Raw genomic sequence first — 13435 nt, forward strand, 5'->3', positions numbered from 1 at the left:
GGAGCCATTTTATTTATTTTACCCATTACATCTCAAAGAGTTCAGTAATCTCCGTTCTTAATGTACTGATCAGTTCTTTCCAGTTCGGTCGGAGTCGTACAGGAATAAAATGATTTGTCGAGTCGCCTATGTATTTTGCACGTATCTCAATCTCTGTCAGCTTTTTGATCAGGTCTTGATGAAACTCACCTTGAACTCTGTAGAACTTCAGCGCCAGTGCTAAGGCCTTCTGAAAAGCCGTGTTATCTAAATCAAAACGTAATATGTGAAATATATCATACATGTCCTTGCCTTCTGTGCGATCATAAAGCGCTACTATTTTTCTAGCAAGCATGTCCTCTAGTGAGTAAACCGAGAAGATCGTGGGATAAGCGTCTACAAAAGGCGATTTTACCAGCACGTCCTCGCGGATGAGGAATGGTGGGTTACTTAGATAGATCTCTATCATCACTCTATCTCTGTTTCCGAGTTCGTTTACATAATGGCAATCGAAACGTAGCGTTCTATGCTGGATCCATGGCCCGCTCACATCGAAATCCCGTAAGCCTCTCATCTTTTCTTTAATAGTATCTATTTTATCTTTCAGAGCCTCTTCACTAAAATAATCTATATCAATATCTTCTGAAAACCTGTTCGCATCGATTTTTGAAAGGTATACTCTGTTGAGCGCAGTCCCCCCTTTCAGTATCATCTCTTCTCCGAAGATACTCCTTATCTGCATGAGTAAATACGATATTTTTTCTTCCTTTGATATGTAACTCAGTCCAAGGCCTGTCTTCATAGAAATGTACCTAAGCATCTCAAGATCCATGGTGCCACCTCAAGATTTTCTCACCAAGATTATCTAGGACTTTCCATTTCCCAGAGAATTTCCCTCTTGATGGTGATGTGGGACTGAGTCTTGTTTTGTTTCTAATTCGATCCTTGAAGAATCCTATCACATTCTCGGGAATCGCAAAATCGATCTCTCTGACCATCATGTCAAGTACATACCCTGTTCTTTGACAGAGTGAAGGAGATGCGAACATCACAAAATATTTTAAAAACCTGTCCCAGTTGATCGCCTTCTTTTCGTAGAGTGCTCTTGTGATAGTTTCGTATCCTCCACAATATTGGGGTTTGAAAAAGCAATCAAAGAATGTCTTCTCGATATTCGAGACATAGACTTCCTTGTAGACAGTCATTCCCGTTGCTCTTCTCCCCATGGCAACTGCCTTGATGATGTAATCTCCTATATGCAAGAGATCCGACTTTTTGGGTGTGACCACAAAAAGAGTAAACGGTTCATATTGTATGAGTTCGTACAGTCTAAGCGCGGATGAGAAGCCGATATACCCCTTGTAGAGCGCAAGAGCGATCCTATATGGGTTCTCAATTATTGGATTCGCTCCCGGTTTCTGTTGTACTAGATACAAATCTCGTTTTATCCTGTAGAGGTATCCCTTTTGATTAAGTGAGAACAAGATCTTGTATAGCATTCCTGTACTGAGTTCTGGAAAGAGGTTCCTGATCTCTGCTGATGTTATCATCTCTCCGTGTCTGATCAAATTGTATACGATCTGTTCGCTGCCTGTCAAGTAGTAGTTTTTTTCCATCATTTGTTTACCGTAGTGGTAAGTAAGTTGATAAATTTTACTCCCATCTTGGCGACGAAACTGAAAATACACAATGTGTTTTATCCGGGGATGTCCTCGTATTAGTCCACAGCCTTGTTGATAATTGACTAGTCCGAAACACAGGGAAGAATATTTGTTGTTTATTTGCTATTCCTTTGGTCTAACAACGGAAAGACGCAAACAAAAAAAAAAAGAAATTTTGATATATTTTTGTGTCACTGGTTCATGGTGGTCTAAGAATTGCACTTGAAATACGCAGACCAGAGATTATTTGGCTCAGGAGTTCAAATAGTCAACTGATGATAAACATGGTCCTAAATAATATAGTTGATTTTCTTGAAGGTCATAAGGATAAAGCAATTGAGGATCTTAAACAGTTGGTGAGAATTCCTTCGGTGGCAGCAAAGGGCGAGCACATGGAAGAAACGGCGGAGCTTGTTGCGAAGATGCTCGAGTCCGCGGGGATGAAAGCGGAGATCCATCCCACTTCGGGGGTATCGGTGGTGACGGCCGAATGGGATGTTGGAGCGGCCAAGACACTCCTCTTCTATGATCACTATGATGTGCAGCCCGCGGAGCCGTTTGATCTGTGGGACAGTCCTCCCTTTGAGCCAGAGATCCGAGAGGGGCGCATCTATGGTCGTGGGGTCTCCGATAACAAGGGCGATCTCGTCACGCGGATCTGGGCAGTTCGTGCGTACCACGAGACCGGGAACACGCCGCCTGTCAATGTACGTTTTGTAGTTGAGGGCGAAGAGGAGATCAGCAGTCCCAGTCTTCCGGAGTTTGTGAAAAAGAACCGCGATTTTCTCAAGGCTGATGGAGGGATATGGGAATTTGGTGGGTCGGATCAGCAAGGTGTGCAAGAGGCTTGGTTAGGTCTCAAGGGGATCCTCTATGTCCAGCTTGAGGTTGAGACCCTCAGTCACGATGCTCACTCATCACTCGCCTGTGTATTGCCATCTGCTGCTTTCACACTGGTACGCGCTCTTGATTCGCTCAAGGACGTTGAGGGTCGAATTCTCATTGATGGATTCTATGATGGTGCGCGCCCGCTGAGCGAGGCTGAACGGAGACTGGTCGCGGAGATCGATGTTCACGAGGAAATGATGAGGGAATTCTATGGTATTCCCGAGTTCTATCATGGACTCTCAGGGGATGCATTGAAAGAGGCCTTCTACGGTGAGCCCTCGTGTAACATCTGTGGCATTACCACTGGCTATCAAGGGGAGGGATCGATGACCGTGTTGCCCGCAAAGGCCTCGGCAAAGGTGGACTTTCGTCTAGTGGAGGGGCAGAATGACCAGATGATCGTGAAGCAACTGCGTACACATCTCGACAAGCACGGGTTCTCTGATGTGAAGATCGCATGGTATAAAGGTTATCCCGCAGCCAAGACGCCCCCTGATCATCCCTTTGTGGAGGCCGTTGCACGGGCGACTGAGCGAGCCTTTGGACATCGACCGACTATTCATCCGACGAACCCCGGATCCGGTCCTCTCTATCTCTTCAAGGACTTGGTGCCGATGGTCTCAGTTGGCTGTGGCGATTTCGATTCGCGTGCGCATTCCCCGAACGAGAGTATCATCTTGGAGAACTTTCTGAACTCCATGAAGCGGGCCGCTTTCATTATTGACGAGCTGGCAAAAACATGATTCACGGACCACGCTCTTAGTCCGAATAAGTAGAGTTGCAGGCGGTGGCACTCGCTCTTTGGCGAGACCGTCTATGGCCGCCTGCTTTTTTTTCCACAACCGGAAGTAGTGCAGAATTAATATGATCATCCACTTAACTTCAAGTTCACCCGACAGCGCACAGAGACATTCCACAGTCAAGGCATCTGATACAGCCCTCACTATGTTCTACGTTCGAAGAGCCGCAGCTCGGGCACTTGAACTCTGAGAGGAACGCCTCTCGATCGCATCCATCACGAAAGATGGTGAGACCCTTGCATCCTGTCTTGTGAGCGAGGTCTATGATCTCCATGACATCATCAACGGTTGCCTCGTTTGGCAGGTTGATGGTCTTGCTGATAGCGAGATCGACATGTTTCTGAAACACCGCCTGCATCAAGACATGCTCTTTAGGTGAGACCTCTCCGGCCGTCACATAGTGCGAGAACTGTTCCGGTAACAAGCCCTTCTCAATGAGCTGGAGCGGTGTGAGATCATACTTGACCAGTTCGGAGAGTACGCCCTCATAGTCGTATTTTTTCAAGTCTTCCAAGAAGCTTTTGGCAACGACAAAGATGGGGTCGGCATTCTCTCTGTTCATCATGTAGCCCATCTTGAAGAATGGTTCAATACCGCTGCTGACTCCGGCAATGAAACTGATGGACCCGGTTGGAGCGATCGATGTGAGTGCGCCATTACGAAGTCGCGGTGCTGTGCCGTTGCTCTCCTCCCATGCAGGGTAGGGACCATAGATGTCGGCCAAGCGTGCGCTCTCTTCACGTGCGGCATCTGCGATAGTGGATATGATCTTCTCCGCGAGATCGATGCTCTTTTGGCTTCCGTACCTCACACCAAGGGCCCCGAACACGTCTGCGAGACCCATAACACCTATGCCGATCTTCCGAGTCCTCAGTGCTGCCTCTCGCATCTGAGGGAGTGGATACCTGTTCTTATCGATGACGGAGTTGAGCAGGCGCACCATGATCTTGGCAGTGTTGCGAAGCTTGTCGTAGTCCATGCTTCCAGAACCATTCTCTCGTATAACATGATTATAGAGGTTGATGGATCCAAGGACGCAGCTCTCCCAGTTATAGAGGGGGCTCTCGCCGCATGGATTGAGACCATCAATGTCCCCTAGGAACGGAGTGGAGTTCCCTTTCTGAAGCGTTGACCAGAAGATGACACCAGGTTCGCCATCTTTCCACATGGACTTGGCTATCCGTCCAAGCATCTCCTGTGCAGGAATCGAAGTGCGCTCCTTCATTATGAGGGGGTCATATGCCGGAAATGGCTTGCCATCACGTGGATTGATGAAAGTGATCTCCTCATTCTTGGCTGCCTTCTCGAACAGCTCGTCCGTTGCTGCAATGCTGATGTTGAACGCAGTGAGCTCTCCCTGCTGGTCCTTTGCATGGATCCAGCGAAGGATGTCGGGGTGATCATGTCGTAGCAGGCCCAAGTTCGCACTGCGTCGCTTGCCACCTTGTTTGATCACCTGACCCACTGTGTCCAAGAGTTTCATGAAACTGATGACGCCACTCGATGTCCCTCCTGTTCCGCGGATCCGATCGTTTGTCGGTCGCAGTTGTGAGAAGTTGAATCCCACGCCTCCGCCGCTTCTCTGGATCATGGCTGATGACTTAGCCGCATCCATGATTCCCTCCAGATCATCTGGGACGGGAACTAGGTTACAGGCCGACAGATAGCCAAGATCGGTGCCGCTATTCATCAAGGTGGGGCTATTCGGAATTGCGTCACAATTGTAAATCATCTGAAAGAATTCTTCAGACTCGGTATCATCTGTGCCTAGGTGACGGGCGACTCGTCTACATAGTCCCTCCCAGTCCTCTCCAGGCTGGAAATACCGTTCTTTGAGAAAGTCCTCTGCTGCTGGGTTGACCATTGTGAATGCGTTCCTCCCGGTGGAACTAAACCGATTTTTTGCAAGTGCCCTCAAAAATATTTTCATACGAGTTTATCTATACAAATTGTAAAAAACTCCCCCAAATTCTCAATAGAATCTAACTTTTGGCGGTCACTTGGTGTTGTGTACATGTGTCCTTCCGCTCTTTTATCGTAAGGGCCCTTTGATCACAGGTTACTGTTGCCACGTTTCGATCATAGGCTGCCCGAGAAACGACGAACATACGGACGTGGCTAGAAGCAATCGTACTACTTACAGTGACCGTTGCGCCGTTTCCTCTCGACGGAAGCTTCAACAGGTAGAATTGTGTGATATAAGGCTCAGGGTCTTGTGAGGCCTGATGCTACAACAGGGGAACGAAGGTTGATCATGGATGAGTACTACAGAGGAAGGAACACAGCGGGTCTTTTACGGGATTGTTGCAGATTATACATGGCATGACGCACGATGGTTTGCGTTCTTTGGTTTCGCCCCCATGTTCGTGGGAACCATTGGTATGTTCTTCTCAGGAGTGAGCTATCTCAATTGGAGCTTCGATATTGGCGCACTGCTTGGACTCGGTTCGCTGGTGCTTACAGAGAACATATTGATGATTCCCGTTTACTTTTTGATCAGTATGCTCTTCTTTGCTGGCGGAGTGGAGTGGTGGGTGCTGTGCAGGCACTGTCCTTGCTACGAACACTCAGGAGCGAGACATGGTAATGAGAAGAAGTTCTACTGTCTTGGAAATTGGGGAAGTCCGAAACTGTTCAAGTACAGACCCGGGCGGATCAGCAAAGCAGGACATGCCGTGTTCCTACTCTGGGTTGGTTTCTATCTCTTCTTTCCAATTCTCTACATGCTCTATAGATGGGATCTCGTGCTCATTCAGATCATCATTGCAGCATCCTTCTACCGGACGCTTAGGCATTGGGCCTGCTCTCGCTGTCCTAATTTCGGATGCGTACTGAACTGCGTGCCTGAACATGACAAGGAACTGTTCTTGCAGGCCGTCGCAAGAGGCGAGGTCTACTGATCTCTATGGGCTCATAAATGAGGCTATCTCACGTGACCGAGTTTGAGCGATCCCTCTCGGCGGACAAGTCTTGTCATCTTGTCGGTATTGGATTCAATAAACGACCTAACAAGTTCGGGGTCTCTCTTGCTCAGCTCTCTGAGAACCCATCCTGCAGCCTTGCCTACAAAGAACTCGTTATCCGATATATGCGGCTCGACTGCCCTGATGATTCTCGGGCCAAAGTCCGGTCTGTAGTTGGCCTTCAGACAGAGGTAGAGGTATGGCAGCACAGAGCATCTCCTTCTCCAGAAATCTGTGGATGTTCTCCATCTTTCGAAAGAGGTTTCCACGCTGGGATCTCTCAAGAGAAGAATCCCAAGGCATGGTTGACAGAGCGGATCCGCAAGTCCCCATGTGTCCAAGTCGTCAATCCATCGGTCTGCAATTTCCAATGCGGAACTCACAGGGCCTTTTCGTGCATATACTTTCATCACATCAATGGCTGCAACGCGAGTTTCGAAGGTCTTCACCGACCACAGGCCAGACATTAGCTCGGGCAGTTCCTCAATCTTGAGAGGCTTGATGTGGTCCCTCACGATCTGGTGTATTGTTGGTAATTCGACACCGATGAACCGGAGTGAAGATGTCTTCATATACTCGGCGATCTTCTCCTTGCGAACCGGATTGCTCATTGCCTGCAAGTGCGAATAGATCGACATGACAATGGAATCGGTTCCGCTCATCTACATTCACCTTATTCCTTGATGCTTTTGTCTCGAAGACTACTTCGCTTCAGGTCTAGGGCAAAGGTGGACTGATCCTCACATCACGTTCCCACTCGACTGTATACTCATACTTGATCTGTGTTTCTTGCTGGGCAGGAACTTTGATCTCCCATCGCAGCACACCTACCTCGAACGACTTGGGTTCAACTGACACATCGGTCAGCTCGACCTTGATCCGCTCGGAGGAGCTACTGGGAATCCGGTCCGTGACCTCTATCTCGATCTCGCTCTTTGCAAAGTTCTTGATGATGAGTGCATAGGAATACTCCCGGCGGTTCTTGCCGCGGATCCCGGCTTTTTCGGTGTCCTTGTGAAGGAGCTTCTTTTCGGTCCGAACATCAAATGCCTCACGTGTGCCAATCTTAAACTTCTCACTAGGCGCGACTTTCTCCATAGCCGACTCGCCAACATAGTCGCCGTCGGCATACACCTTTGCCTCACCCGGAAGGATTGTAGACTCTCCGTTCGTGATTTCTTCGAGGACGACCGGTCCCGGCATAGCGTAGGCATTCCAATAGTAGAGTCTTCTTGACTCGAAGGACTCCTCAGTAAGGGTCACTGGTTTGGGATCTCCGCCCGAGGTGATAGTTGTCTTGCCCGGTACCTTGTACGTGATTACCCCACCTACGGCTTGTTCGACCTCGGCGTATTCTTCTTCTAATTCCGCTTCTGGCGCAGGTGGTGCCGCCTCAGCCACCAGATCGAATGCCTCTGTTCTGGACTCTGGGGCAGGTGCTGCTTTTTTCATCATTCGCTTCGGTGATCTTGCCATGGGTGGAGGGCGTGGTCTCCAGACCCCTACATAGTACGGGTTTGGCTCGGTTGCCTCAATGGGGCGAGAGGATGCTGTTGAGACTGTGAGTTCAACATCATTCCAGTCTTCCAGTGTTCTGTTGGCAATCATTGCAAGTCTTTTGATCTTGGTGCCATCAGTCCGAAGATCCACATCGTACTTTGGAGTCCACGAGGCTGACATCACCTGATATATGACCTGCAGCGGAATTTTTTCAGCCTGCTTTGCATCGAGCCGCACAATGACCTTAAATCGGATGTCATAACTCGAATTGTCAAGGCTGTAGATCTTCTCTTGCACTTTGGTGATCTCAAGATCCAGTTTCTCGATCTTTTTATGATCCTCACGGATTGACTTTCTTTTATCGGCAATCAGTTCGAAAAGCTCGTCATCCCCCTCGATAGATTTGGGTTCGACCTTTCCCATTGCAATCTGGTGTGCTCTCTCCGTTGATATAATTTGAGTCAGGCGAACAAGTTGAGCGATGGCCTTTTGTGTCCGGTCAATTCGATCATTGATACTTTGGCGTTTACGTTTTAATTTACGGAGCTCGTCTTGTAGTTTCTTTAGTTCGCTTTGATCTGTACGGAGTTGAGCATCCTGTTCAACCGTGATATTCAGAAGATCTGCCGTTCCGAGTCCAGCAAGACGGACACTGTCAGTCTTGGTAAATCTGCTGAGGCCTCTTATGACAATCTCCTGCTCTCCCTTTTGTAGAGCAACTTCTCCCTCGCGGGTGACTCTTGCGCCATCGGTAAACACGGTCACTTCTTTGGTCTTTGTCGGAATTTCTATCATACTTATCTCCTCCCTATGGCAACGGCGGCTCTATGGTGATGTCGCGCTTCCAGACCACCTCGAACTCGTAGGTGATGATCTTTTTCTGCTTGGGCGCAATCTTCTTCTTCCATCGCATTATTCCCAGTCTGAACTCTTCAAGGCCTAGTTCATCTTCCTTCTCTAACTTGACCTCGATCTCTCCTGCTGTACTGTGAGGAATCCTATCCACTATCTCTATCTCAATCTCGTCGTCCGAAAAATTCTCAATCTTCAGTTCATACTGATACTCTCTGCGTGCCTTGCCACGAGTGATTCCTGCTTTTTCGACCTCGCGCTTGAGCATCTTCTTTTCAGCACGTACATCATGCGCGGCACGTGTACCGAGCTTCATGGTCTCTCGTGGGGCAACCATCGGAATATATGACTCTCCAATGTACTCGCCCTTTCGAAAGACTCTTGCTCTCCCCTCTAGGAGAACAAGGTCCCCATTGGTTATCTCATTCCGGGCGACGACCTCCGGCATCTCATCTGCGTACCAATAGTGTAATGTCTTTGAGTCCATGTCTTCCTCTACAAGAAGAACCGGATGCTCGCGGATATCACTCGGGATCGTAAACTTTTGTGGGAGCTCGTAAATTGCGACTCCTGCGTATGTTTCTCTTCCAGTTTCCATTGCGACAGGAGCGAAGGCTCCAGAATATCCAATCCGGCCTCCCGACGTTTTATCGCGTTCTTCACCACGAGTGCTGACCTCCTCACTTACAATGAGTGGGCTCGGCTGAATGACTTCCACCGGTGCAGTTGAGGCGGTAGATATGATGAGTTGGATGTCTTCCCAGTCTTCCATTGTCTGGTTTGACACCATGGCAAGGCGCTTAATGTGTGCCTGTTTTTCTGAGAGGTCAATATCGTACGTGGGCTCCCATGAAGCATTATACACCTGATATTCGAGAGCGATCTCAACCTCAGCCTGCTCTTTCATCGTGAGCTGAATACTGACATTATAGACACTAATTGATTTATCTTCATCCATCAATTCTTCGAGGTTCTGTTTGACAGTCTCGATCTCTGTGTTGAGGTCTTCAAGTTCCTCTTCATGTGTTCTCAGCTGCTCTTGGAGTACTGCATATGCATTATCTGAAGTGTCGTAGAACTCGACGAGTTGGTGTGATCCATCACCCGCGGAAAGTGTGGTACCTACTGTTGTAATAAACTCGTCGACTGTTGTTTCTATCCCGCCCATCTTGACCTTCAAGAGATCTATCTCGTCCTCAAGTTCCTTTTTCTTTTTCTGGAGGCTCTCGAGTTTTTTCTTTAATGGATTCACTTTGGGATCAGGTTCAAGTATCACCCTGTCTTGTTCAACATCTATGGACGTGAGAACAGCTGGTCCTTTTCCACTAATCCGAAAACTGTCCGTTTCTGCAAATTGTGTGATCTCTTTGACAATGATTGTCTGAGAACCAGCAGGGAGTGATATCTTACCGACTCGCGTCACACGAGCACCATTACGAAGAAGTGTGACTCTCCTAATTGTAGTGTCTAACTTAACCAATAGTGGTACCTCCTGCGCCATTTGTTAGGTATGTATTTATTCTTTGGCCTTTACCTATACTGGGCAGCAGGAGGTTTCGGTTGAATGAGACTATGTTACTTCAAATCCTGAGATCGCGACTCAATTATGCGGAGTACCATGCTCTTGAAAGCATCGATATCCATTGGGCCGAGATTCTCATTGGTGCGCAATCGGACAGCGACCTGCTTGTTCTCGGTTTCTTTCTGACCGACCACAAGCTGGTACGGAATCTTCTGCATCTGTGCATTACGGATTTTCTTCTGCATTCTGTCCGGACTATCATCGACCTCAACACGGATACCTGCTTGTTTGAAGTCCCTTGCCAGTTCATAGCAGAAATCAAGCTGCTCGTCTGTGATTGGGATTAGTACTGCCTGCACCGGACTCAACCAGACCGGAAAGGCTCCCTTGTAATGCTCGATGAGTACACCAAAGAACCGTTCGAGCGATCCCATCAGGGCCCTATGGATCATGATGGGGCGATGTTCCTTTCCATCTTCTGCAATGTAGGTCATATCGAACCGCTCAGGCAGATTGAAGTCAACTTGGACCGTTGTGCATTGCCAAGACCTTCCAAGTGCATCACGGATCTTGATGTCAATCTTGGGGCCGTAGAAGACTCCCTCGCCGGGGTCGATCTCATACTTGAGACCCATATGTTCAAGGGCTGACCGCAGAGCCTCCGTTGCGCGTTCCCAGTTCTCATCGGTTCCGACATACTTCTCCGGTTTTGTGCTGAGATAGATGTCGTATTCTGAGAAGCCGCAGGTCCGCAGTATCTCAAGGTTGAGATTCAAGATATTGATGATCTCCTCGTTCAATTGGTCCGGTCGTGCGAAGATGTGAGCATCGTCCTGAGTGAATCCTCTCACACGGAGGAGTCCATGGAGAACGCCTGATCTCTCGTATCGATAGACAGTGCCAAGCTCAGCCCAGCGTAGTGGGAACTCTCGATAGGAACGTTTTCGCATCTTGAACATCTGCACGTGGAACGGGCAATTCATCGGTTTGAGTTCGTATTCCTGTTCATCGACCAGCATTGGAGAGTACATGTTCTCTGAATAGAAATCGAGGTGGCCACTCGTCTTCCACAGGTCGATCTTTGCAATGTGTGGACTGAAGACGATATCGTAGCCAGCCTTGAAGTGTGCCTCTCGCCAGTAGTCCTCGAGGGCCACTCTGACCGCACCACCCTTTGGTAGCCAGAGCACAAGGCCAGTACCTATTGCATCACTCATGTGATAGAGTTCGAGTTCCTTACCCAACCTGCGATGGTCGCGCTGGCGGATTTCCTCTAATCTGTCAAGGTGTTCTTTCAGTTGCTTGGGGGTCTCGAATGCCGCTCCGTAAATCCTCTGAAGCTGGGGGTTCTTCTCATCGCCTCGCCAGTAGGCTCCCGACACCTCAAGTAATTTGAACGCCTTGATGGGAAGCTCCTTTGTATTGGCAACATGTGGTCCGCGACAGAGATCAGTGAACGTGCTCTGTGTGTATGTCGAGATTGGTTCATTGTCCGGCAGTTCCTCGATCAGTTCGATCTTGAACGGCTGGTCCTTGAACAGCTCAAGGGCCTCTTCACGAGTGATCTCTTTTCTGATGAAGTCGTGGTTGCCCTTGATGATCTTCTTCATTCTCTTCTGTATTGCCGTGAGGTCCTCGGGAGTCAATGGCCGCGGAAGAAGGAAGTCGTAATAGAATCCGTCTTCTATTGCAGGGCCGATCCCCAGTTTGGCATCGGGGAACATCTCGAGAACCGCCTGTGCCATTACATGCGCTAATGAATGACGCAGTCTGAGGAGTTTCTCATCCATTATATTCAGTCCTCTCGTAAGACTGGGGCCAGTGCTCACAAAACAGTTTCGCTCTGCACGGCTCTGCGTGAAAAGCCCACAGCCATGAACCAATCTATGTAAAACAGTATGCAGTGTTTTGGATTGGAGCACACCCTGAACTACAAATTGGTCTGATACATTCACGCTCATCTTATTTTCGGAACTACTGGTGGCGGCTCTGTGTGGAAAGTCCACAGGTATGAACAGAATCAATCAAGACCGGAGACAAATGTGATTTGAATATGGCAGCATGTTGAGGTGATCTGATCTCTTACAATCTTGTTTATTGACTTTTCACACAGCTCCACTGGTGGCAATATGGCTATAAGAACCTAGTAGTCCTGTAGACTAAACCAAGAGAGGTACCCAGTTGACTGACGAACGTGACCAGCATGACTCGGCCTTCAAGGGCATTATGGAGTTAATTTTATCGCGTAACTGTGTCCGATCAATTGCCGGATCCGAAGTGGCAAAGTTTCCACTTCGAGTGGACTTTATCACCCAACGTGTCTGTCCCTTGCATCAGGACATGGGCGTTGTTGCCTGGCTCATCAACCAGCTTCCACCATTTGTCGTTTACGAGTTCAAGGGCCCTACCGATCCACTAAGTGAGTCGCACATCTGGCGATTAATCGGGTATTGCGGTCTATTCGCCATGGAGAAGCAGCTTTCCTTTTTTGAGCAGGGGATCGCTGCCATGGTGGTCTATGTCGGGGCGTCTGATACTCTCCGGCATCTGATCACCTCACACACCGAGACTATGGCTCCGGGTATAAGCAGATATCCGTTGTCTCCGGAAGCGGTCGGTGGTCTTCAAGTATATTTCGTGGACGTGAACGGTCTCGCGCTGACCCCTGAAAACCTGCCGTTTCTACTCTTTCGAGAGGCAGATATCGAACAGGTGCTGGACATGATCCTTACAAGTCCTGAGACTAAGAGGTTATATGGATATACACTCTATAAGATTAGACGGAAGACAATTCAACGCCTGTTAAGAAAAAAGGGGATCACCATGACCGAAGTAGCCACACTGAAAGAGCTCATCGAGGATTTTGGCGTAAAGGCCGTCATTGACGAGGTTGGCGTAAAGGCCGTCATTGACGAGGTTGGCGTAAAGGCTGTCATTGACGAGGTTGGCGTAAAGGCTGTCATTGACGAGGTTGGCGTAAAGGCTGTCATTGACGAGGTTGGCGTAAAGGCTGTCATTGACGAGGTGGGGCTTGACATCTTGTTGAGAGAAGCCGGCTTGAAACAGACATTGCAATACATTCAGAATCTTATAGATGCAAAGCAGTTAACCCGTGACGAGAAGCAACAGCTGTTGGAGATTGTAGATGCCATACGTGAGAAGATTGGCAAATAGAGATTAGAATTCATTGTGGATGTTTGGATTTGCCGAGACCGCGTTATGAATTTGCTAAAAGATGGGCTTTTTACTTATTATTTTTCTTTCTTGTGC

The 13435-nt window shown here is 48.5% G+C and carries 10 protein-coding genes; 3 read left to right on the forward strand and 7 right to left on the reverse strand.

The genetic code is table 11. The features are described from left to right. Positions 1-25: 25 nt before the first annotated feature. Positions 26-811, reverse strand: a complete 786-nt coding sequence (locus tag K9W43_04780) for a nucleotidyl transferase AbiEii/AbiGii toxin family protein (GenBank protein ID MCF2136539.1) — start codon at positions 809-811, stop codon at positions 26-28. Then, positions 801-1598, reverse strand: coding sequence for a hypothetical protein (locus K9W43_04785; GenBank protein ID MCF2136540.1), 798 nt, complete (start codon positions 1596-1598; stop codon positions 801-803). Before K9W43_04785 ends, K9W43_04780 begins: the two co-directional genes overlap by 11 nt. 326 nt (positions 1599-1924) lie before the next feature. On the opposite strand from K9W43_04785, the gene K9W43_04790 reads away from it, so the two are divergent. Then, the gene (locus K9W43_04790) at positions 1925-3271 is read left to right on the forward strand and encodes a M20/M25/M40 family metallo-hydrolase (GenBank protein ID MCF2136541.1); all 1347 of its coding nucleotides are present in this window, start codon (positions 1925-1927) and stop codon (positions 3269-3271) included. 145 nt (positions 3272-3416) lie between these two features. On the opposite strand, the gene K9W43_04795 is transcribed toward K9W43_04790, so the two are convergent. Then, positions 3417-5192, reverse strand: a complete 1776-nt coding sequence (locus tag K9W43_04795) for an adenosylcobalamin-dependent ribonucleoside-diphosphate reductase (GenBank protein MCF2136542.1) — start codon at positions 5190-5192, stop codon at positions 3417-3419. Positions 5193-5586: 394 nt separating this feature from the next. Here K9W43_04795 and K9W43_04800 point away from each other — a divergent pair, with 394 nt between their 5' ends. Then, a complete protein-coding gene (locus K9W43_04800) occupies positions 5587-6228 on the forward strand; it encodes a hypothetical protein (GenBank protein MCF2136543.1) in 642 nt (213 codons plus the stop codon). Positions 6229-6251: 23 nt separating this feature from the next. On the opposite strand, the gene K9W43_04805 is transcribed toward K9W43_04800, so the two are convergent. The 4 genes from K9W43_04805 to thrS all read right to left on the reverse strand — a co-directional run bounded on the left by K9W43_04805 (position 6252) and on the right by thrS (position 11955). Next, complete coding sequence (locus K9W43_04805) at positions 6252-6953, reverse strand: DNA alkylation repair protein (GenBank protein ID MCF2136544.1); 702 nt, start codon at positions 6951-6953, stop codon at positions 6252-6254. Positions 6954-7008: 55 nt separating this feature from the next. After that, positions 7009-8586 (reverse strand): mucoidy inhibitor MuiA family protein, encoded by a 1578-nt coding sequence (locus K9W43_04810; GenBank protein ID MCF2136545.1) that lies wholly within the window; start codon positions 8584-8586, stop codon positions 7009-7011. A gap of 13 nt (positions 8587-8599) precedes the next feature. Continuing rightward, complete coding sequence (locus K9W43_04815) at positions 8600-10123, reverse strand: mucoidy inhibitor MuiA family protein (protein MCF2136546.1); 1524 nt, start codon at positions 10121-10123, stop codon at positions 8600-8602. 95 nt (positions 10124-10218) lie between these two features. Then, a complete protein-coding gene (gene thrS / locus K9W43_04820; GenBank protein MCF2136547.1) occupies positions 10219-11955 on the reverse strand; it encodes a threonine--tRNA ligase in 1737 nt (578 codons plus the stop codon). Between the two features lie 391 nt (positions 11956-12346). Here thrS and K9W43_04825 point away from each other — a divergent pair, with 391 nt between their 5' ends. Beyond that, positions 12347-13339 carry a hypothetical protein gene (locus K9W43_04825; protein ID MCF2136548.1) on the forward strand — a complete coding sequence of 331 codons (993 nt, stop codon included), beginning with the start codon at positions 12347-12349 and terminating at the stop codon, positions 13337-13339. Positions 13340-13435 lie beyond the last annotated feature (96 nt).

This window comes from Candidatus Thorarchaeota archaeon (genome assembly GCA_021498125.1).
GTDB lineage: Archaea > Asgardarchaeota > Thorarchaeia > Thorarchaeales > Thorarchaeaceae > B65-G9.